This window comes from Acinetobacter sp. 778_lipA, assembly GCF_058242985.1.
This window is the reverse complement of the sequence record NZ_JBZAYT010000001.1, coordinates 395,542-420,011: the sequence shown is the minus strand read 5'-3', so window position 1 is coordinate 420,011 and position 24,470 is coordinate 395,542. Positions and strand designations below refer to the sequence as shown.

The 24,470-nt window shown below is 37.4% G+C and carries 11 protein-coding genes; 4 read left to right on the top strand and 7 right to left on the bottom strand.

The genetic code is table 11. From position 1 onward, the window contains the following. Positions 1–46: 46 nt before the first annotated feature. From acnA to AC4CUY_RS01960, 6 genes are all read right to left on the bottom strand, one after another. Positions 47–2,806, bottom strand: a complete 2,760-nt coding sequence (gene acnA / locus AC4CUY_RS01985) for an aconitate hydratase AcnA (protein ID WP_490773601.1) — start codon at positions 2,804–2,806, stop codon at positions 47–49. Positions 2,807–2,919: 113 nt separating this feature from the next. Further along, the gene (locus AC4CUY_RS01980) at positions 2,920–3,741 is read right to left on the bottom strand and encodes a TatD family hydrolase (RefSeq protein ID WP_490773600.1); all 822 of its coding nucleotides are present in this window, start codon (positions 3,739–3,741) and stop codon (positions 2,920–2,922) included. After that, complete coding sequence (locus AC4CUY_RS01975; RefSeq protein ID WP_490773599.1) at positions 3,741–4,715, bottom strand: RsiV family protein; 975 nt, start codon at positions 4,713–4,715, stop codon at positions 3,741–3,743. The genes AC4CUY_RS01980 and AC4CUY_RS01975 overlap by 1 nt, the downstream gene beginning before the upstream one ends. Before the next feature lie 226 nt (positions 4,716–4,941). After that, a complete protein-coding gene (locus AC4CUY_RS01970) occupies positions 4,942–5,709 on the bottom strand; it encodes a hypothetical protein (RefSeq protein WP_336953456.1) in 768 nt (255 codons plus the stop codon). Positions 5,710–5,849: 140 nt separating this feature from the next. Beyond that, a complete protein-coding gene (locus AC4CUY_RS01965; RefSeq protein WP_336953444.1) occupies positions 5,850–7,439 on the bottom strand; it encodes a peptide chain release factor 3 in 1,590 nt (529 codons plus the stop codon). 965 nt (positions 7,440–8,404) lie between these two features. Beyond that, the gene (locus AC4CUY_RS01960) at positions 8,405–8,977 is read right to left on the bottom strand and encodes a recombinase family protein (protein ID WP_336953445.1); all 573 of its coding nucleotides are present in this window, start codon (positions 8,975–8,977) and stop codon (positions 8,405–8,407) included. 2,024 nt (positions 8,978–11,001) lie between these two features. Between AC4CUY_RS01960 and AC4CUY_RS01955 the strand changes: the two genes are divergently transcribed. Genes AC4CUY_RS01955 through AC4CUY_RS01940 form a run of 4 tightly spaced genes read left to right on the top strand, consistent with a single transcriptional unit; the run spans position 11,002 to position 16,070 of the window. Beyond that, positions 11,002–12,690 (top strand): hypothetical protein, encoded by a 1,689-nt coding sequence (locus AC4CUY_RS01955; RefSeq protein WP_490773598.1) that lies wholly within the window; start codon positions 11,002–11,004, stop codon positions 12,688–12,690. A gap of 2 nt (positions 12,691–12,692) precedes the next feature. After that, a complete protein-coding gene (locus AC4CUY_RS01950; protein WP_490773597.1) occupies positions 12,693–13,457 on the top strand; it encodes a CatB-related O-acetyltransferase in 765 nt (254 codons plus the stop codon). 31 nt (positions 13,458–13,488) lie between these two features. Beyond that, positions 13,489–15,030 (top strand): glycosyltransferase, encoded by a 1,542-nt coding sequence (locus AC4CUY_RS01945; RefSeq protein ID WP_336953448.1) that lies wholly within the window; start codon positions 13,489–13,491, stop codon positions 15,028–15,030. Further along, complete coding sequence (locus AC4CUY_RS01940; protein WP_490773596.1) at positions 15,027–16,070, top strand: peptidase MA family protein; 1,044 nt, start codon at positions 15,027–15,029, stop codon at positions 16,068–16,070. The genes AC4CUY_RS01945 and AC4CUY_RS01940 overlap by 4 nt, the downstream gene beginning before the upstream one ends. 485 nt (positions 16,071–16,555) lie before the next feature. Here the strand turns inward: AC4CUY_RS01940 and AC4CUY_RS01935 are convergent, their stop codons facing one another. Next, positions 16,556–24,277: an Ig-like domain-containing protein gene (locus tag AC4CUY_RS01935; RefSeq protein WP_490773595.1), complete on the bottom strand. Its 7,722-nt coding sequence runs from the start codon at positions 24,275–24,277 to the stop codon at positions 16,556–16,558. Positions 24,278–24,470: the final 193 nt, after the last annotated feature.

Sequence of the window (24,470 nt, the reverse complement as noted above, 5' to 3'; positions counted from 1 at the left end):
ATACAGGGCTTGGAGAACTGAAATAAATCGTGATTTATTGATTAGGCTATGAAGCGATTAAATTACGCAGCACATAATGCAAGATACCACCTGCTTTAAAATATTCCACTTCATTCAAAGTATCAATACGGCATAACACTTTGAAACGATCTATTGAACCATCAACACGTTTAACCTCCACATCTAAACTTTCATGTGGTTGTATGTCATCAGAAAGTCCATAAATCGACAGTTGCTCACGCCCAGTTAAGTTGAGTGATTGACGAGTTTGACCATCCACAAATTGCAACGGTAAAACCCCCATACCAACCAGATTTGAACGATGGATTCGTTCAAAACTTTCAGTAATTACCGCTTTTACTCCTAAAAGATTGGTGCCTTTCGCCGCCCAGTCACGTGATGAGCCTGTACCATATTCCTTACCTGCAATGATGACCAACGGCGTACCATCTTGCTGATACTTCATCGCAGCATCGTAAATGGCTAACTTCTCATCTGTCGGGATATAGAGGGTATTGCCGCCCTCTTCACCATTGAGCATTTCATTCTTGATACGAATATTGGCAAAGGTTCCTCGCATCATCACTTCATGATTGCCACGACGAGATCCATAAGAGTTAAAGTCCTTTTGATCGACACCCTGCGCTTCTAGATAACGACCTGCTGGACTGTCTTTCTTGATATTCCCCGCAGGAGAAATATGATCTGTTGTGACTGAGTCGCCAAGAACGGCCAAGATATTTGCATTGAGAATATCTTTAATTGGTTTCGCGGGTTGATCAATGCCTTCAAAGAATGGAGGATGACGAATATACGTTGAGTTTTCATCCCATTCATAGGTTTCAGAGTCAGGGATTTGAATTGCTTGCCATTTTTCATCACCATCAAAAACTGCCGCATATTCTTTATGGAACATCGCTGTATTGACTTTTTGCAGCACCTCATCAATCTCGATTTGACTCGGCCAAATATCTTTTAAATATACTGGTTGTCCTTGCTGATCATGCCCCAATGCTGTGCTGGTAATGTCACTACGAATGGTGCCCAATAAGCCAAATGCAACCACTAAAGGCGGTGATGCTAGCCAATTGGTTTTTACCAAAGGATGTACCCGCCCTTCAAAGTTTCGGTTGCCTGAAAGTACCGATGCAACATTCAGGTCGTGGCACTGAATAGCATCTTCAATCGGTTGGGGTAATGGCCCTGAATTACCAATACATGTGGTACAACCATAACCAACCAGGTTATAGCCCAACTGGTCTAAATAAGACATCAAACCTGCCGCTTCTAAATAATCGGTTACGACTTTAGAGCCTGGTGCTAGAGAGCTTTTCACCCATGGCTTACGTTGAATGCCTTTTTCGATGGCTTTTTTTGCCAACAAACCCGCAGCCAACATCACACTTGGATTAGAAGTATTGGTACATGAGGTAATCGCAGAAATCACCACATCCCCATCCGTCAATGGGTAGCGTTTACCGTCAATCACACAATGTGGTTCTTCATTTTGTAATGCAGATTGTTTTGAATCAATGGCGTTACCGGCCCCACCCTCATTGGCTAAACGTTCTTTTTCCTCACCTTTAGCTGGCTTAAGATCCAGCGCCATTAAGGCACTAAAAGTTTGTGGGATATCAGGCAATGCCACTCGATCTTGCGGACGTTTCGGGCCAGCAACACTTGCTACTACCGTTCCCATATCCAATGCAAGCACATCGGTAAATACAGGTTCATCCCCAGTATGACGCCATAAGCCTTGTTCTTTACAATAAGCCTCAACCAATGCAATACGATCTTCTTTACGACCCGTTAAACGCATATACCCTAGAGTGATTTCATCAATCGGAAAAAAGCCACATGTTGCACCATATTCGGGCGCCATATTGGCAATGGTTGCACGGTCTGCAAGCGGTAGAAATGCGAGCCCATCACCATAAAATTCAACAAATTTACCCACCACGCCTTTTTTACGTAGCATCTGAGTAATAGTTAAAACTAAATCCGTTGCGGTAATTCCTTCACGCAATTTTCCTGTCAATTTAAAACCAATCACTTCTGGAATCAGCATTGAAATCGGCTGTCCAAGCATGGCCGCTTCGGCTTCAATCCCCCCCACGCCCCAACCCAATACACCTAAGCCATTAATCATCGTGGTGTGTGAATCTGTACCAACTAAGGTATCGGGAAATGCAAATACCTCACCCTCACTTTCACCCAGCCACACTGCTTGAGCTAGGTATTCTAAATTGACTTGGTGACAAATCCCTGTTCCAGGTGGTACCACACTAAAATTATTAAATGAAGACTGCCCCCAACGGAGGAATTGATAACGTTCTCCATTGCGTTGCATCTCAATTTCAACATTTTCTTCGAATGCATGATCTGTCCCAAAATGATCCACCATCACAGAGTGATCAATGACCAAATCTACTGGAGATAAAGGATTAATTAAATTGGGATCTTTATTGGCTTTTTGTACAGCTGCACGCATCGCAGCCAAATCTACAACAGCAGGTACACCAGTAAAATCTTGCATCAATACTCGTGCAGGGCGATACTGGATTTCTTGATCTGAAGTTTTATTGTTCTGCCAATCGACAATCGCTTGAATATCGCTTTGCCTCACTGTTACATCATCTTCAAATCTGAGTAAGTTTTCCAGCAGTACTTTGAGTGATTTAGGTAATTTTGAAATATCACCTAAACTCGCTTGAACCTGATTTAAACTAAAAATTTTATAATTTGTATTCCCTACAGTTAAGTTTTGCAAAGAATTTAAACTATTGATATGACCATATTTTGCCATTGGTTAAACCTCCAGCTTGGCGTTGACTTTCTTATTGGCTACTTGGAGTACTTCTTTAAATCTAAGACAAATAATTATTTTAGGTGTTGTTGATTGGTTATTTTTATTCAAATTTACATCGGTAAATGTAAGCATTCATGTGAGTTTTTCCACAATACACCTGCAAGTGTTGTTCGTTCAATTGCCAAGCTTTCAGCTAAACCCGTCAAGACAAAAGGCAAATTCACCGGCGTATTACGGGTATGCTGCTGGTCAGATGTCTGGCAACACAACGGTGTCATATCTGGACAATCGGTTTCTAGTACTAAATGTTCCGCACCAACCGCTTGTACAACTGTATGCAGTTTTTTCGCATTTGGATTGGTAATTTGCCCTGTGATACCGAGTTTAAAGCCTAATTTAATAAAGGCTTTCGCCTCTTCTACCCCCCCACTAAAAGCATGTGCAATACCACCATGTTTAAACTGGTGCTGTTTCAACATTGCAAGAACTTCAGCATGTGACTTACGAATATGTAGAAGAATTGGCTTATCGTATTGCTGGGCGAGTTCAATTTGGGCTGAAAAAAAATCTTGTTGTTTTTGAAAAATTTCAGCTTGTTTATGCTGTTTAAGAAACGTGTCCAAGCCTATTTCACCAACCGCAATACAAGCTTCAGTTTTCAGTATATTTTCCAAAGCATTTAAATGCTCTAGGCGGTGTTGTTCGATATAAAAGGGATGCAACCCCGGTGCAAGATGGCTTCGGGGTGCATTATTTAACTGATTTAAAAATTGTTGAGTGTCAATCAAATCTTGAAAGCGTTCATATAAAAACCCAATCAAAATCAAATGTTCTACACCTACCTTTTTTGCTTGATAGGCCAATTGTTCTCGATCCAGATCAAAATCAGGAGCATCAAAATGTGTATGTGTATCAAACAAAGGCCAAGGCATTAGGATTTCGCTTTCCCACTTGCAACAGGTGCAGAACTGCTTGGCTGATCAACTTGCATCTCCGCTGGGAAATATTGACTTTTCAACACGCCTTTTAACTGATCGTAAGGAATCATCAAGCGCGGTAAGCCAACAACATAAGGCCCGATATCATATTCACCATATTGTAAAATCAGACCTTGTTTACCCAAATAGAAATTATCTGATAATGTAAACTTCCACGCCTGTTCATATTCATGGACGCTTTCAGCAAGTTTTGAATCGATAACCCAAGTTTTAAATGCATCATGTGCCAATTTTTCAAATTTAGCTTTTTGATTGGCTTCAATGATTTGATCCAAGCCAACTTGTTTTTTACTCACCAAATCAAAGTTAAAATAGGTTTGCGCAGATGCCCCATGTGCGCCGCCTAAATAACTACTGGTATTTAATACCACCGTCGCTAAAGGTTTATCTGAGTTTAAAATTTTAGGACTTAAACTAATCGTGATCTGGCCACTTGCCCCTAATGTTTTAAGCTCTTTATCCATCTCAAGGAATGAATTTGCATAAGGTTGTACACGCTCTTGCAATTGCTGAACAGGGGTTTTATTGACTTGCACCTCACTTGCTGAAGCTTGTGAAGCCGTTTGTTGCTGATCTGCGTCTTTTTTCGCTTTACTCAATTGCGCGATATCCAGCATTTTATCCAGATTATCTAAAATCGCTTGATCAATCGTTTCATCAACAAAAGCCTGATTACTTTTTAGTCTTTCTATAGAAAACTCAGGGCATGTATTCCCATTACACTCAGGTAATGTCAATTTTACTTTTTCTGTATCGCCCTGTAATAACATTGAAGTATCAGGCACTTGAGATGCAGCACTTTGATCAACTTTTGGCTCTGCTTTTTTCGAGTCAGATTTTTGACATGCAGTTAACCCTAAAGTGATCACCAGAATTGAAAGCGCTAAAGTACTTTTTTGATTTAACATTTCACCAACCTATCCAACGAATCAAGCCAAGATTTTTTAATCTCTATATTCATTAGCCTATTCTTCTCTATACAAATCCTCAATCAAAATTTGTATGAAAATTGAAGCGTTATGCAATAAGTGGCTCAAGTTTATTGATCGCTGAGTCAATTCAACAAGGACCAACTAATCTTAACCGCTCTGCTTTAAAATCCCGCTAAAATTGGCAGAATGATCAAGATACACCTTAGAACATATGTTGATACACTTCAGGCTTAAGTATTTTTTGCGTCTGTTCTTTGCTCAAATAAATATCCAGCTGGGTACCATCTTCGACAATTTCATTGGCGCGATAATGCAATCCAACACCTTCACCATCAAAGAACCAATCGGCTTGTCCCCAATATAACTTTTTAGGCGCATTCTTTTTCACATCGCTATTTTGCTTTTCCAACCATTCTGCATATTTTTCTTGGACCCAAGTATTCAGTTGGTTCTGATGTTTGGCATCAATCACATCTAAAATACTTAAGCTTTTCTTCAATTTCCGGTCAGCAACAAAAAAGTATTGTCGTTCTTTGATACTGACATCTGCTTGTAAACTATTGACTGAAACTTGCAACAAAACATACTGATTACGTTGTGAAGCCATACGCGTTTGCATATGCAGTTCAAACGCTTTATTTTTCGGGAATTCTTCTTGCCAAGTATCTGATTTTTTGACAAAAGCATTAATGGCCTGTTGTAAGGTCATGTTTTGTTTTAAATCAATCTGTGCCTGAATCACGTTGGACTGACTATTTGCAATCCACTGATTTAACCAATTGTCTTGAGTCTTAATGGTTTGAATATCGATTTCAATGCAATTATTTTTTTCACAAAACGGTAAGGCATAATCAGCTTTGGTTTCTTGAATATTTAAATAAGGTAAGACTTCAGCGGCTTCTTGTTTGGGTTGGAATACAGAACCATCTTTGTCCTGATCTTTTTTAGAATCACATGCAACCAAAACCATTGTACTTAAGCAAAGCACTGAAATTATTTTTTTTGAAAATTGCACTGCATAAATCCCTTTGGACAAAAAGCATTGTATTTTGATACAAAAACAGCTTCACAAGGAAGCTGTTTTTACATTTTGCAATAAGTTAGCTGAACTTAATGCTCACGTGTAGAACGGAATTGAATATCTGGATAACGCTCTTGCATTAATTGTAGATTTACTCGGCTTGGTGCGAGATAAGTTAAATGCCCACCACCATCGACAGAAAGTTGGTCATGTGCCTTTTTCTTAAATTCATTAAATTTCTTTTCATCATCACAAGAAACCCAACGCACTGTGTTGATGTTCACTGGCTCATAAATACAATCTACTTTGTATTCTTCTTTCAAACGGTATGCCACTACATCAAACTGAAGTACACCTACAGCCCCAACAATCAAGTCATTGTTGATTTGCGGCATAAACACCTGCGTTGCACCTTCTTCTGAAAGCTCTTTTAAACCCTTTTGCAATTGTTTAGATTTCAATGGATCTTTTAAGCGTACACGGCGGAACATTTCAGGTGCAAAGTGTGGAATCCCCGTAAAATGAAGTTTTTCACCAGAAGTGAATGTATCACCAATCTGAATCGTACCGTGGTTATGTAAACCAATGATATCACCAGGCCAAGCTTCTTCAAGTTGCTCACGTTCACCCGCAAGGAATGTCAATGCATCACTGATACGTACATCTTTACCAAGACGTACATGATTCATCTTTAAACCTTTCTCATACTTACCTGAACAGATACGCATGAAGGCAATACGGTCGCGGTGTTTTGGGTCCATATTGGCTTGGATTTTAAATACAAATCCACTGAAGCCTTCTTCCGTTGCTTCAACAGTACGTTCATGTGTTGGATGCGCTTTCGGTTGTGGTGCCCACTGAATAAATGCATTTAATACATGGTCAACCGCAAAGTTACCCAAAGCGGTACCAAACAGTACTGGGGTTTGACGCCCTGCTAAAAACTCCGCTGGATCAAGTGGATCATTCGCCATTTGCACCAGTTCTAAAGACTCTTCAAATGAAGCAAAGGCCAGATCACCGACTTTTTCACGAATGTCTGGATAGTCATATCCATCACGGATTTCAATATCTGTAATGGTCGAACCAAAACCCGCTTTATATACATAAAGCTTATTTTCAATGATGTTATATACACCAGCGAAGTCACGCCCCATACCCAATGGCCAAGTAATCGGCACACAACGGATTTTAAGCACGCTTTCAATTTCATCAAGCAATTCTAATGGCTCACGGATTTCACGGTCCATTTTGTTGACGAAAGAAATGATCGGGGTATCGCGCATACGACACACTTCCATCAATTTGATGGTCCGTTCCTCGACCCCTTTTGCACCATCAATCACCATCAACGCTGAGTCAACGGCAGTTAAAGTACGATAGGTATCTTCAGAGAAATCTTCATGCCCTGGAGTATCAAGTAAATTGATGACATGATTTTTATAAGGGAACTGCATGACTGAGGTGGTAATCGAAATACCACGCTCTTTTTCCATTTCCATCCAGTCAGATGTCGCAGAACGGTCAGACTTTCGACTTTTAACCATACCTGCAACTTGGATTGCTTTACCCCACAACAACAGTTTTTCTGTCATTGTGGTTTTACCAGCATCGGGGTGGGAAATAATAGCGAAGGTACGTCGCTGAGCGACTTGCGCTGCTAATTCATCTTTAAACATAAAAAATCTACAATATGTACACAGTTATGTACACATTTATAAATATGTACTTGAACTGGAAAATGGGAATTCAAAAATTGGCGATATTGTATCAGATTTAGCGTCGTTTTTTAACGGTTGTTGCTATATCATTAAGCACTTTGTTGGAGCATATTTCTGAAAAAAATTCTGAAATGGAATTAGACATACAAACCTAAAAGCAATACAGCACGTCATTTATACTAACTATTTCGTGATTAGTCTGAAGATAAAACAAAGCAGCCTTATAAATCAATTAAGACTATATTCTTTAGCAAAAATCTCAGATGGGAATTGATTTAAATCAGTTAGCATCTTACTTTTCGGATTAGCCCTTTAAGCGATCTAACTAAGTAACATCTAACAGCGCAAAGTCAATGACATAAGCCCAACCTATAAGCAAGCAGACAAAAATCTGAGACTCGTTTTCACTCTCTTGAATTTATCCAATAAGATCTGCAGAAAAATATTATTTTCCAATATTGCGACCAAAATAATTGGCCACAATACTTTTTTACAATCGTTTATATCCAGAATTTTAAAGTTTTCCTCATAGGAATAGATACCAAAATCAAAGTGATTCTTAACGCTATTATTATCATTTGCATAAGCTAACCCACTACAAAATAGTAGAGCAATAATTTATAGCTACTTTTTAGTTACATGTCACATCATCTCATTCCTAATAAGTAAAGCGCCAATAGTGAATCAAAAATTTGAATTTTTCCCAAAAAAAATCTTTGTTCACTGAATCCATTTTAGTTTGTATCATTATAAGTTCCTCTCCATCACTCTGCTTTTTTGTAAATCATATTATTTTACTGAAAATACTTTTTAAATTAAGTTTATAAATTATAGAATAACGAGCTTAAATTTTTAAATAACATAAATTTAATTAGCCCGTTATTTTTAAACCGGGTATAATTAAGGCTATATTTTTAATAAATTTATTTTTTTGCTGCTTTATCTAAAATCCTTTGTATAACTGTGCGAGTCACTGTAAACCGTTTAGCAAGGGAATAAACGCTCTCACCTCTTTTAAATAGCTCAAGCACTTGTTTTTTTTGATCATTTGTCAAAATTTCTGGTCTTCCAACTTTTTTAACGATTTTATTTTGTTTTTCAGTATTAAAATTAAATAATTTTTCGAATTCAAAACATAACCTTAAGAAATGAAGAAAAAAAATTTTCATGTCTCCATTGATCTCACTTTTTGAGTAGTCTAAACAAATTAATCTTATTTTTTTTTGATGAATTTTATCTGTTATAGATAAGATTTCTTCAAAGCTGCTACCTAAACAATCAATACTTTTTATTACCAACAAATCATCATCCTCTAAGGAATAATCAATCAAATTTAATAATTTATCTCTAAAAATTATTGACTTATTAACTGAAACTTCCTCAAAAACCAATCGATTTTTTTGGATTTTATAACCATATTCGTTAAAAAATGAAAGAAATTTACCTGATTCAAACTCTGCATTGGGTTCAATTCTAACATAGGCATACGTACGCATATTAATACACCAAAAAGTAACAAAAATAAACGCAATAAAACTAGCATATAAGTTTTTTAAAAAACATGATACAAATCACACTATTCTTTTAAACAATGTATAAAACTGACGAAATTATTTTCAAAAGCAATCAAAAAAAAACCAAAAAAAACCAAAAAAACCCTTAAGAAAAAAACAAAAACAACATATAAGTCAATAATATTATTAGCTTATTTTTAACCATGATGAATAATTAAAATTTACGAGGCGTAAGAAAGGACATTCTAAAGTTCTCTAAAGATGCAATATATTAAATATATGAATTAAATCTAATGTTTTTTAAAACATATAAATAAAACAAAAGAAATGTCTTTACCTTTACCCAAAAATACGCTCAGATACTGTAAAACTTAAAAAATATAATATCAGAGCAATATAAAAAAACTGCAAAGATAAAAATAAATCACATTAAAAATAAATAATTTAAATAAAAAAACACTTTAACACTGACTAAAAATCAACGCCAAAATTAAAAAAATCTTTAAATACACAATGTTTAATTAGATTTATTTAAACACTCGAACAAAAATACTCGATTATTTAAAATATAATTTTAAAATACTTTAATAAAGTATACTAAAAACAACATTAAAAATTACTTAACAGAAAATTAAAACAGTTTAAAGTAACTTAAAACTTTGCAAAATATAGAAAAAGAAGTAAACACCACTAATTATCATCCTATTATTAAAAAATTAAAAGTTAAAGTTGCCCTGAGACATAAATTGAAAATTTGGTATGAGATTCTTAATTCAGAAGATTTATTCAGTATGGTTATAGGAGCATGTACTTCGTTGACCTAACTTTAAAAATGCTTTGCTGACAATTTATCGCTGAAATAATTTAATACATTGCATCTTGGTTTCGACCAATTTAAATAATAGTACCCAACAATATTCCATATTATTCGATTCAAGTATTTGACTGTTTTGAGTAGATCATTGCACTTAATGTAAGTCTTCCTAAGGCTTGGCATTTTTTTGGGTGAAATTACAGCAGAAGCATGCCATCTAAAATTGCTTGTCTACAGTGTTATGTATCATGAACTCCATCTATATAGTCTGAATCAATTCGATCATCTCATGGAATTGGATCAAGTTGATTACCGAGCGCCTGTTAATCACTAAGATTATTTGTCCAAAGCTAAGCAATAAGTATTTGCAGGTTTTCAGCATCAATACCCATATGGATTTTATGCCATTACCGATGATATTCTGGTTATTATTTCTTAGTCTTCTTTCGCCATCACCTATGAGTTTTAATGAAGTCAATCAATGCTTTTGGGTGACCAATATCAATATTACTTTATCATTTTCATGATGATAAAATAATTTCTGACTAACCAATTTAATCCACAAAAAATGAATGATACTTTTATCTAATCCCGTGGTCATTTTTCAAGATAACTTGAATAATAATTTAATCATTAAGACAGCACAGAGTAGCAATATTTGAGTAGATTTAATTTTTTTCTTGCTGCCTTTTGGTTGCGCACACCACTAATTTTGCGAACAAATCAGATCGAGAAATTTCATCTCTTTAGCAAAGTTTAGCTATAAGAAAGAAAATTGATCATTCGATAGATTTAGGTATAGGCTTATCCATCTGAATAATTATATTAATGAATATGCTTTGAAGATCAGTTTTTGTAACAAAGCCTCTTTAAAATAATCCAATATAAGTGTAGAGAAATAAGCTTAATTAAGAGAACCTTAATACCAACTTAAAAACCATATTTAATTAAGAATATAAAAACTATGCTTTTAATCATATATAGGTTAAAAACATACCATAAAAAATTTAATAACAATCATCAGCAACATACAACTTTAAAAATAAAACATTGATTTAAATAAATTTTAAAACCAATATGAAATATAAAAAATTTATAATTTACAACATATTGAAAAAAAAAATAAAGCATACAATAATTATTTGTATTTCACAAAGTCATCAAATTAGAAAACAATTTATATAGGATTAAAATGAGCACACATCTAGATAACCTAAACCAAATTAGTGCTAAAATTTCTTCTTTTGTAAAAAAAACAATTAATAACAATGATACAATCTTAACGGAAGAAGAGAGGGATAATAAAATTATTGTTTTTATTTCTTATGGATCAAATGATATCAGAGCTAAGGTATGGAATACTGCACCATTAAATGCAGATATTGCAATTAAGAAAACTCTAAATTATATAAAAAATATCTATGAAAAAAATAACAAAATATCCAATTACTTAAAAATTGATATTGTTCACGACTTAAAAAAAATAAAATTCAAAGATCTTTTACAAATCATTAGTGAAGAAAAATTAAATAATTACTTTAGAAAAGGCATTGCATTTGATGAAAATTTCAGTATTGCTTTATTAGAACAAGAAATTTATGGAAATGCAATTATTCAAGGGAAAACTTGGGATAAAGCAAGTTCATTTAATGAGATTAATTTAAATAAATATTTAAAGCACAAATATAATATAGGTTCTAGAAGAAAAATCAAAGACCAAGATTTAATTTATACATTTAGAAGTAAAGGTATTTTTTTTAAAAATTTAGATTTTTATGAATTAAACTATGACTATATAAATAATGGTATTAGAACTATTGATGATAGTAAAAAAAGACAAAGTATATTGGAGATAATTAAAGATAATTGTATATATTTAAATTCGCAAATTGATCAAGAAACAGGAAAATTTATTTATGGATATATCCCTGCTAATAATGAAAGATTAACCAGTTATAATAGTATTCGACATTGTACCTCCTTATACTCTTTACTAGAAGTATTTGAAGTTTCAGAAAAATTTATAAATTATGATAAAATCAAAAAAGGAATTAACTATACTATTAAAAATCTTATTAAATACCCCACGGACCAATCTTCAGCATTTATTATCGAGCAAAATAAATCTAACATTGAAATTAAATTAGGTGCAAACGCAGCTGCAATTTTAATGTTCACTAAATACCAGGAAGTTACAGGAAGTACTGAATTTTTATTACTTACCGAAAAGCTAGCCAATGGCATAAAAAAAATGATAAAGCCAAATGGTGAGACCATACATATTTTAGATTATCCTTCATTAGAAGTAAAAGAAGAATATAGAGTAATTTACTATGATGGTGAAGCTGCTTTAGCCCTTTTGAGACTATATCAATTAAATAATGATCAAGAATTACTAAAAACAGTTAAAATTATGTATGAGCATTTTATTGATAATGATTATTGGAAATATAATGACCATTGGCTTAGCTATTGTACAAATGAGCTTAGTCTATTATGTCCTGAAAAAAAATATTTTGAATTTGGAATTCAAAACTATTTACCATATTTAAAAAGATATAAAAATCGAAGAACGGCTAGAGGAACTTTTCTCGAAATGCTTATGGCCTCTTACAAAATGGTTTCTCGACTCCCTCATCAGGAAGGTAATGAGCTATTCGAGAAATCAAAATTCTCTGAATTATGTGATGTTATAAATACAAGATTAGAATATCAACGGGTAATTGGTTATTTCTATCCAGAAATTGCGATGTATTTCAAAAAGCCAAATATTATTTTAAATAGTTTTTTTGTTAGACAAGAAAATTTTCGCACAAGGATTGATGACAACGAACATAACTTGTCTGGTTATATTGCTTATTACTTACACTTTAAGGATTAACTATGAAAAATTATAAAGATGCTTTATCAAATGAAACCACTCAAATTGAATTTTTTAAAGTAGAAAAATTACTTCAGACATTAAATATTAATATGCTCTTCTTAAAAAGAAATCCAAATAGGCTTATTAACTTAAACAATGATTTAAGAATTGAAGGGCATAATAATTTTTACAGCAATATCTTAAATTTATGTACTATTAGTGCATTTTCTTATTCTTCTTCAAATTTAGGTTATGGTGTTTCTATTGGACGTTACTCAAGTCTAGCTACCAATATTAAAATTATGGGAGCACACCATTTCCCCGAATGGATATCTACTTCACCTCACTTTTATGCTGAAGATTATCATAGTACTGATCCTCTAAAGGTAACCCATCTTCAACGAACCAAACGAAATGTTACTATTGGAAATGATGTATGGATAGGTGCTGATGTCGTTTTGAAGAGCAATATTAGCATCGGTGATGGTGCTATTATTGCATCTAACAGTGTAGTAACTAAGGATGTTGCACCTTATATGATAGTCGGTGGAAATCCAGCAAGAATAATTAGACCCAGATTTAGTGATGATATTGTTGAAAAATTAAAAACTTTAAAATGGTGGAGATTCCATAAAAAGGATTTAAAAGAATTAATGTTTGACCATCCTTACTTTTTTATAGATTCTCTTAGAGAAAAAATCGAATTAGTAGGGCTAAAGGAATACACTCCTCCAATTTTCACAAAAAATGATTTATTAAAATCGACCCACATTGAAAACATATGATATTAATCAAAAAATTACAGAATATTCTATTATGAAAAATCATTATTTCTTTTTATTTCCTAAAATTGATGAGAAAAAAAATGGATTGGTTTTTGCCCTATTAAAACGTGCAAAAATACTTCATGAAAAACTTGGTATTGATCCAATCATTATTACAACTGATTATGATCGTTCTTTGGCACAAAACTATTGGAACTTAGTTTCCAGCAACCTTGCCCCATCCTCTATTGGTTACCTTAATTTATATGGAGATTTACAAGGAACCCCCTTACGACTAGCTGAAAAAAAATATCATAAAAATGATAAAAAAATGTTCAATGAAAATATATCAAACACACAGATTTTTGATACTTTTAATCAAAGACTTCATGACAAAAATAATAAAAATTATCTTTATGAAATAAGACAAAAGGACTCACCTACTTTACGTTATGTAAATACATTTCAACAAGGTATAAAAAATGGTCGGCTCATTTATGATAGCTATGGCCATCTTAGTTGTATTCAAACTATAAGTTTAGAAACTCAAACAGTTATAACCGAAACATATTTTCATATTAAAGGCTATCCAGTAATTATTAAGAATTACCAATTAAATGAGAAAAAGAAGAATATCCTTTTAAACATTTTTTTATTAGATGAAAATGGTGTTATCACTGAGGTATTTGATCTAGAGTCCCAACTCATTCAATACTGGTTTTCAAAAATATCGAAAAACTATATAAATGATCTCATGTATATTCTAATTGATCGTGCCATTCATTTTTATGAACCCCTGAGGCACATCAAGCAAAAAAATATGCGTTTTATTGGCACAATCCATGCGACTCATTTAAATGGGGCAGATATTTATCGAGCCAGTATTAATCGTCATTACCGTAGCTATTTTGAACATAGCGATGAACTGGATGCATTGGTTATTTTAACTGAACGGCAAAAAGAACATATTCAACAACGATTTGAGATACATGAAAAATTATTCGTTATTCCACATATTTATGAGAAGTCTATCAAGCACGTAAAATTTACTGATCGCAATCCCCTATCCTGTTTAACCATAGCACGTTATGACAAAGCAAAAAACTTGGATAGCCTTATTCGAGTATTTAAAGAGGTTATAAAGGAAATACCGAATGCGTATTTAAATATTTATGGTTTTGGTGGCGAACAGACCTTTCTGCAAAATGAAATAGATAGTTATCAGTTAAATAATCATGTTAAATTAATGGGCTATAACGAAAATACAGATAGTTTATACGATCAAGCAAGTTTATTTCTTTTTTCAAGCCGGTCAGAAGGTTTTGGCATGGCAGTTTTAGAAGCTTTATGTCATGGCTGCCCAGTTGTTAGTTACAATATTGATTATGGCCCATCAGATATGATTAATGATGGTATCAATGGTTTCTTAATTCCATTTGAAAATGAAACATTATTTGCTCAAAAAATTATTTCTTTACTTAAAGATGAACAAATGAGACAAAACTTTAGTGAAGCTGCATATGCATGTACTCAGCTAACAGACCAAGAACAATTTGCTCAAAAATGGCAAGCTCTTTTTGAAGCAATTCGATGATAAAGCAACTTTCATCAAATAATGGTCTGATTTTATTATTCTCTATGCTTCATTTAGGCTTTTGCATCAGTGCAAAAGCCGATTGCGGCGCTAGTCGTCCTTCTGCAGTAAGTCAACTTGACAATGTCTATTATGGCAATAAAAATCTCCGCATTTTTTATACAATATCTGGAGAAAACGCCCTTGAATTTCCTGAAGATCAAAACAAAAATAATGTACCCGATTATATTGAAAATATTGCGATTCAAGCAAATTCAATACGTAAAGCTTGGACGTTGCTAGGTTATCAAGATCCGTTAAAAAGCCCGCGTTATAAAGAAAGAGTCCGATATATTGATATACAAATACAAAAATTAAATGGTCTCGGTCTAGCTTATGACGAGCCACATCAACATATCAATAATCCATTAAAGCAGAATGCATGTGCATTAGTTATATTAATTAGCAATAATATTCCGAATCTAACTACAAACTCTTCTACAGTTGCCCATGAACTATTTCATCTTTACAGCTATGGATATACAATGTTTAAGCAGCCTTGGCTTACAGAAAGCCTAGCGGCATGGTCAGAAGGATTGATTAGAAAAGGAAAAGTTGGCGCTTATGGAGAGAGAAGTTTACCTAAAAATCCAGAAAACTTTGACAAATTTATATTGAATCGTACCTATAAAACTTCTCAATTATGGAGCCGACTCACTACACTTATTGATATATCTAATGGGCAACTTGATCTACCACCTATGCTGCTACAAACAAAGTATACTGACGGTCAATTTGTTTTTCATGATCAATTTCTAAAAGGTACACTTTTTATGCGTACTTTTCTTGAGAACCTTGGCAATAGTGATCGACGAATTTCTAATCTAAATAATTGGAAACTGTACCGCTGGAAGGAAAGTCAGCAAAGATCTTCTCATTTTGACCCACAGGTATTAGAAACTTTGTTAGAAACGCTAGAAAAATCAAATAAAAGTAATGCAGAAAAAAAAGAATTTCAGATCTTGTTAAGAAAAGTAATTAAAGATAAGAACCTTAATTAAAAGACTTATTTTCATTGTGATAATTATTTAAATCAATGCCGCACAGAATTAAGTTGACACCTTCTAAATTAAACTTGGATAGTATGCCTAGTTATAATAATCCACTGAGATAACTGATTAGTTTTTCGTATTATTTTTTTCGATTAAGTCAAATCCAACCTATAAAATAATGGATTTTCATATAATAATTTAGACATGCTTTAGTCCAACAGGTAAATAGCATACTAAAAGTAAAAATTTACTTTATAAAGCCAAATATCTTAAAGCTATTAGACCAATAGTTGCAGAATCTATAGAACTTTATGATATTCGTAAATCGAGTACTTCTATAAAATACAATATTAAAAGACAGATAAAACTTATTGGCTTTTGTGTGAAATAACGATTAATCCATTTCAAAACAAGACAACCATTTTTAGAAAACAAAAAAGAGAAGGCACTTATGCCTTCTCTCCAATTTGTATACTTATATCAATAACAATCAATTAGAACAGAAGCTGATTATTATTTAATAACTCATCCAGTGTTGTATCTGTATTTTTCAATACAATAAGGTCAGTTGAGTTATAGTTATTTCCAGTGCCATCACGATCAATACTAATCAAAGTATTACCCTCGCCATCAGAAGTAACAGACACATAATTAGCGATATTGTCTGCATTAGCGCCATCTAATAGTGCACTAACATCCACTTTATCTCCTTGTGCCAGATTGAAGTCAGTCCACTCATCCTTACCATTACCACCCGTTGCATCTGCAACGTTCAGTAAGTTATAGATAACGGTATCTGCTCCAGCTCCAGTCGTAATAACATCATGGCTAGCAGTACTCGTAATGTTTTCATCACCAATACTCGCTGTAGAGATATCATCACCGGCACTTGTCTCATAATATTCATCAGCATTAATAGCTAATTTTGAGATAGCTTCATCATTACTATTTGTACCAATTTGAATAGTTAAATTAGCATTATCAGATTTACCCGTTACTGGATCTATCACAGTATATTCAAACATTTCTGTCTTACCAATTACTGTAACATCACTGTTTGGTGTATACGTGTAACTACCATCTGGTTTAATCACTAGTGTGCCATAATTACCAACAATGGTTGTTTCACCTGTTATAGCTTGACCAGCTACTTCAGATATAATTGCACCAGCAGGCACATTATCCTGACCATGAATACCATCAGTATCAGTAATCACATTACCACCAACTGAAGTTACATTGGTTATGATAGGATCCTGAGCAGTGTCATAAGACTTGATAATAATATCAGTCTCAATAAAACCAGGTAGAGTGATAGCATTAAAGCTACTCATATCTATTTTATATTGTCCACTTGCTAATCCAGGTAATTCAAGTTTAGCGACTTGACCAAAAACTCCAATAAAGTCAAAGATTCCGCCTGATGAACTGTTACCAATTTCAACCCATGAACCATTCTCAAATTTAGACACTTTAACTGCAACACTATCGAAGAATGATGCCCATGATCCTGACTTGATTTCTAATGTAACATCAGCTATCTGATTTTCTTGAACACTGAATTGGGTTGAACCACTCGTTGTACCAATGACTATTCCAAGGAAACCAATGAGCCAATTATAAGAGATTGCGTTGTCTAAGGTCGTTTCTGTAACAGGATACTCAAAATCAACCCCTGCTTCTACGAGATTGTCTACTGCATCAACTGGAATATTTGGTGCTGTAACTTCTGTTGGAGTAGATTCGTTGCCAGCAACATCTTTTGCAGTCACATCTACAACTTCTCCATCATTTAACGAATCCGTAAACACGACAGTATAATTACCATTTTCATCGGTAACCGCTGTACCCAATACGTTGCCGCCTTGGTCTTTAACTGTCACTGTTGAACCTGGTTCTGCTGTACCTGTTACTTGCGTTCCATCATTAACAACATCAGCTGTTGGAGCAGTTGGCGCAGTCGTATCATCAGCTGTTGCTTGAGTAGGTTCAGATTCATTGCCAGCAACATCTTTTGCAGTCACATCGACCACTTCACCATTGGTTAATGGTGTGGTTAGATCTACTGTATAGTTGCCATTTTCATCGGTAACCGCTGTACCCAATACGTTGCCGCCTTGGTCTTTAACTGTCACTGTTGAACCTGGTTCTGCTGTACCTGTTACTTGCGTTCCATCATTAACAACATCAGCTGTTGGAGCAGTTGGCGCAGTCGTATCATCAGCTGTTGCTTGAGTAGGTTCAGATTCATTGCCAGCAACATCTTTTGCAGTCACATCGACCACTTCACCATTGGTTAATGGTGTGGTTAGATCTACTGTATAGTTGCCATTTTCATCGGTAACCGCTGTACCCAATACGTTACCGCCTTGGTCTTTAACTGTCACTGTTGAACCTGGTTCTGCTGTACCTGTTACTTGCGTTCCATTATTAACAACATCTGCTGTCGGAGCAGTTGGAGCAGTCGTATCATCAGCTGTTGCTTGAGTAGGTTCAGATTCATTGCCAGCAACATCTTTTGCAGTCACATCGACCACTTCACCATTGGTTAATGGTGTGGTTAGATCTACTGTATAGTTGCCATTTTCATCGGTAACCGCTGTACCCAATACGTTGCCGCCTTGGTCTTTAACTGTCACTGTTGAACCTGGTTCTGCTGTACCTGTTACTTGCGTTCCATCATTAACAACATCAGCTGTTGGAGCAGTTGGCGCAGTCGTATCATCAGCTGTTGCTTGAGTAGGTTCAGATTCATTGCCAGCAACATCTTTTGCAGTCACATCGACCACTTCACCATTGGTTAATGGTGTGGTTAGATCTACTGTATAGTTGCCATTTTCATCGGTAACCGCTGTACCCAATACGTTACCGCCTTGGTCTTTAACTGTCACTGTTGAACCTGGTTCTGCTGTACCTGTTACTTGCGTTCCATTATTAACAACATCTGCAGTTGGCGCATCAGGTGCAGTCGTGTCATCAGAATCGCTGTCAGAGTCAGAATCACTGTCAGAGTCCGAGTCACTGTCAGAATCCGAGTCACTGTCAGAATCCGAGTCGCTGTCAGAGTCAGAGTCGCTGTCAGAATCCGAGTCGCTGTCAGAATCCGAGTCGCTGTCAGAGTCCGAGTCGCTGTCAGAATCCGAGTCGCTGTCAGAATCCGAGTCGCTGTCAGAATCCGAGTCACTGTCAGAGTCAGAATCACTGTCAGAGTCAGAGTCGCTGTCAGAGTCAGAGTCGCTGTCAGAATCCGAGTCGCTGTCAGAATCCGAGTCGCTGTCAGAGTCCGAGTCGCTGTCAGAATCCGAGTCGCTGTCAGAATCCGAGTCGCTGTCAGAATCCGAGTCACTGTCAGAGTCAGAATCACTGTCAGAATCCGAGTCGCTGTCAGAGTCCGAGTCGCTGTCAGAGTCAGAATCACTGTCAGAGTCGCTGTCAGAATCACTGTCAGAGTCGCTGTCAGAGTCAGAATCGCTGTCAGAGTCAGAGTCACTGTCAGAATCCGAGTCACTGTCAGAATCCGAGTCGCTGTCAGAGTCAGAATCACTGTCAGAGTCAGAATCGCTGTCAGAGTCAGAATCACTGTCTGAGTCGCTGTCAGAGTCCGAGTCGCTGTCAGAGTCAGAATCACTGTCAGAGTCCGAATCGCTGTCAGAATCCGAGTCGCTGTCAGAGTCAGAATCGCTGTCAGAATCCGAGTCACTGTCAGAATCCGAGTCACTGTCAGAATCCGAGTCGCTGTCAGAGTCCGAGTCGCTGTCAGAGTCCGAATCGCTATCAGAGTCAGAATCACTGTCAGAATCCGAGTCGCTGTCAGAATCCGAATCGCTGTCAGAGTCCGAGTCACTGTCAGAATCCGAATCGCTGTCAGAGTCCGAGTCACTGTCAGAATCCGAGTCGCTGTCAGAATCCGAGTCACTGTCAGAGTCCGAGTCGCTGTCAGAATCCGAGTCACTGTCAGAATCCGAGTCGCTGTCAGAGTCAGAGTCGCTGTCAGAATCCGAGTCGCTGTCAGAGTCAGAATCACTGTCAGAGTCAGAATCGCTGTCAGAGTCAGAATCACTGTCTGAGTCGCTGTCAGAGTCCGAGTCGCTGTCAGAGTCAGAATCACTGTCAGAGTCCGAATCGCTGTCAGAATCCGAGTCGCTGTCAGAGTCAGAATCGCTGTCAGAATCCGAGTCACTGTCAGAATCCGAGTCACTGTCAGAATCCGAGTCGCTGTCAGAGTCCGAGTCGCTGTCAGAGTCCGAATCGCTATCAGAGTCAGAATCACTGTCAGAATCCGAGTCGCTGTCAGAATCCGAATCGCTGTCAGAGTCCGAGTCACTGTCAGAATCCGAATCGCTGTCAGAGTCCGAGTCACTGTCAGAATCCGAGTCGCTGTCAGAATCCGAGTCACTGTCAGAGTCCGAGTCGCTGTCAGAATCCGAGTCGCTGTCAGAATCCGAGTCACTGTCAGAATCCGAGTCGCTGTCAGAGTCCGAGTCGCTGTCAGAATCCGAGTCGCTGTCAGAGTCAGAGTCGCTGTCAGAGTCAGAGTCACTGTCAGAGTCCGAGTCGCTGTCAGAATCCGAGTCGCTGTCAGAATCCGAGTCACTGTCAGAATCCGAGTCGCTGTCAGAATCCGAGTCGCTGTCAGAGTCAGAATCACTGTCAGAATCCGAGTCACTGTCAGAGTCAGAATCGCTGTCAGAGTCCGAGTCGCTGTCAGAGTCAGAATCGCTGTCAGAATCCGAGTCGCTGTCAGAGTCACTGTCAGAATCCGAATCGCTGTCAGAATCCGAGTCGCTGTCAGAATCCGAGTCGCTGTCAGAGTCAGAATCGCTGTCAGAATCCGAGTCGCTGTCAGAGTCAGAATCGCTGTCAGAGTCAGAATCGCTGTCAGAGTCCGAGTCGCTGTCAGAGTCAGAGTCGCTGTCAGAGTCCGAGTCACTGTCAGAATCCGAGTCACTGTCAGAATCCGAGTCGCTGTCAGAATCCGAGTCGCTGTCAGAGTCAGAATCACTGTCAGAATCCGAGTCACTGTCAGAGTCAGAATCGCTGTCAGAGTCCGAGTCGCTGTCAGAGTCAGAATCGCTGTCAGAATCCGAGTCGCTGTCAGAGTCACTGTCAGAATCCGAATCGCTGTCAGAATCCGAGTCGCTGTCAGAATCCGAGTCGCTGTCAGAGTCAGAATCGCTGTCAGAATCCGAGTCGCTGTCAGAGTCAGAATCGCTGTCAGAGTCAGAATCGCTGTCAGAGTCCGAGTCGCTGTCAGAGTCAGAGTCGCTGTCAGAGTCCGAGTCACTGTCAGAATCCGAGTCACTGTCAGAATCCGAGTCGCTGTCAGAATCCGAGTCGCTGTCAGAGTCAGAATCACTGTCAGAATCCGAGTCACTGTCAGAGTCAGAATCGCTGTCAGAGTCCGAGTCGCTGTCAGAGTCAGAATCGCTGTCAGAATCCGAGTCGCTGTCAGAGTCACTGTCAGAATCCGAATCGCTGTCAGAATCCGAGTCGCTGTCAGAATCCGAGTCGCTGTCAGAGTCAGAATCGCTGTCAGAATCCGAGTCGCTGTCAGAGTCAGAATCGCTGTCAGAGTCAGAGTCGCTGTCAGAGTCAGAATCGCTGTCAGAGTCAGAATCGCTGTCAGAGTCAGAATCGCTGTCAGAATCCGAGTCGCTGTCAGAATCCGAGTCGCTGTCAGAATCCGAGTCGCTGTCAGAATCAGAATCGCTGTCAGAGTCCGAGTCGCTGTCAGAGTCAGAATCGCTGTCAGAGTCAGAATCGCTGTCAGAGTCCGAGTCGCTGTCAGAATCCGAGTCGCTGTCAGAATCCGAGTCGCTGTCAGAGTCCGAGTCGCTGTCAGAATCAGAATCGCTGTCAGAGTCTGAGTCGCTGTCAGAGTCAGAATCGCTGTCAGAGTCCGAGTCGCTGTCAGAGTCAGAATCGCTGTCAGAGTCCGAGTCGCTGTCAGAATCCGAGTCGCTGTCTGAGTCCGAGTCGCTGTCAGAGTCAGAATCGCTGTCAGAGTCCGAGTCGCTGTCAGAATCCGAGTCACTGTCAGAGTCAGATCCAATATCTACAATGACTACTGTTGGTAATGAATTATTCCCTGCTGGGTCTGTCGCGATTGCCTTAACTTCATCACCATCATCTAAACCAGGATTTGGCACTGTCCAAGTTCCATCTGGACCAGCAACAACTGTGGTTTTGGTGCCATCTGGGTAAGTAACTGTGACTGTTGAACCTGGCTCAGCTGTACCTGTAATAGGATCTGTTCCATCAATTGGATCTATTACAGGAGCTGCTGGTGGAATAGCATCTACAACGACGACCGTTGGTAATGAATTATTTCCTGCTGGGTCTGTCGCGATTGCCTTAACTTCGTCGCCATCTTTTAAACCAGGATTTGGCACTGTCCAAGTTCCATCTGGACTCGTAACAACTGTGGTTTTGCTGCCATCTGGGTAAGTGACTGTGACTGTTGAGCCTGGCTCAGCTGTACCTGTAATAGGATCTTTTCCATTAATTGGATCTATTACAGGAGCTGTTGGTGGAATAGCATCTACAACGACGACCGTTGGTAATGAATTATTCCCTGCTGGGTCTGTCGCGATTGCCTTAACTTCGTCGCCATCTTTTAAACCAGGATTTGGCACTGTCCAAGTTCCATCTGGACTCGTAACAACTGTGGTTTTGCTGCCATCTGGGTAAGTGACTGTGACTGTTGAGCCTGGCTCAGCTGTACCTGTAATAGGATCTTTTCCATTAATTGGATCTACTACAGGAGCTGTTGGTGGAATAGCATCTACAACGACGATCGTTGGTAATGAATTATTCCCTGCTGGGTCTGTCGCGATTACCTTAACTTCATCACCATCTTTTAAACCAGGATTTGGCACTGTCCAAGTTCCATCTGGACTCGTAACAACTGTGGTTTTGGTACCATCTGGGTAAGTGACTGTGACTGTTGAGCCTGGCTCAGCTGTACCTGTAATAGGATCTTTTCCATTAATTGGATCTACTACAGGAGCTGTTGGTGGAATAGCATCTACAACGACGACCGTTGGTAATGAATTATTCCCTGCTGGGTCTGTCGCGATTACCTTAACTTCATCCCCATCTTTTAAACCAGGATTTGGCACTGTCCAAGTTCCATCTGGACCAGCAACAACTGTGGTTTTGCTGCCATCTGGGTAAGTGACTGTGACTGTTGAGCCTGGCTCAGCTGTACCTGTAATAGGATCTTTTCCATTAATTGGATCTACTACAGGAGCTGTTGGTGGAATAGCATCTACAACGACGATCGTTGGTAATGAATTATTCCCTGCTGGGTCTGTCGCGATTACCTTAACTTCATCACCATCTTTTAAACCAAGATTTGGCACTGTCCAAGTTCCATCTGGACTCGTAACAACTGTGGTTTTGGTACCATCTGGGTAAGTGACTGTGACTGTTGAGCCTGGCTCAGCTGTACCTGTAATAGGATCTTTTCCATTAATTGGATCTACTACAGGAGCTGTTGGTGGAATAGCATCTACAACGACGACCGTTGGTAATGAATTATTCCCTGCTGGGTCTGTCGCGATTACCTTAACTTCATCCCCATCTTTTAAACCAGGATTTGGCACTGTCCAAGTTCCATCTGGACCAGCAACAACTGTGGTTTTGGTACCATCTGGGTAAGTGACTGTGACTGTTGAGCCTGGCTCAGCTGTACCTGTAATAGGATCTTTTCCATTAATTGGATCTACTACAGGAGCTGTTGGTGGAGTAGTGTCAGGTTTTACTGAAGATTTACCATTATTACTATCATTATCATTCGCCCACCACAAAATTCCTGCAGCAGTTAATGGTACTGATAACCATGCCCATGGCGAGCCTGCACCATCATGATAAAGTAGTGGTTCTATATCATCTATATAACTATATGTGATATTTTCTAATAATGCGCCATTACTATCTGTAAATTGCACCCAAACTAATTTATGGTTGCCATCTTCAAAAACTAAACTATTATCAGTTGAATAATTACCGCCATTAAAAAAATCAACTATTACAATTTTATCACCATTTTTTAAAGTGATAATTGCATTCCTACCATCTTGTTTTATTTCAGAAACATCATCTTTATTGACCTTTATTAAAACTACGGATGCTTCTGAAAGTGAAACATTATCTTTTGTTGTGGTTTCTAAGACCTTATGGCTTTCCTTAGAAACAACTTGTATTTCTGACATATTTTCTGCCCCTTAAAGGATTTTATTTAAATGAATCCAATTTAAAGCTCTTAAATAAAAAGAGCCCAAACTATGGAATAAATTAGATAAAATAAAGGCAAACCTCAACACGGAAATAAATTATATACATGAATTTCATCACACAAAAAAAATAAAAATGCAGTATATTTTTTAATCTCAATTATTAAATTAG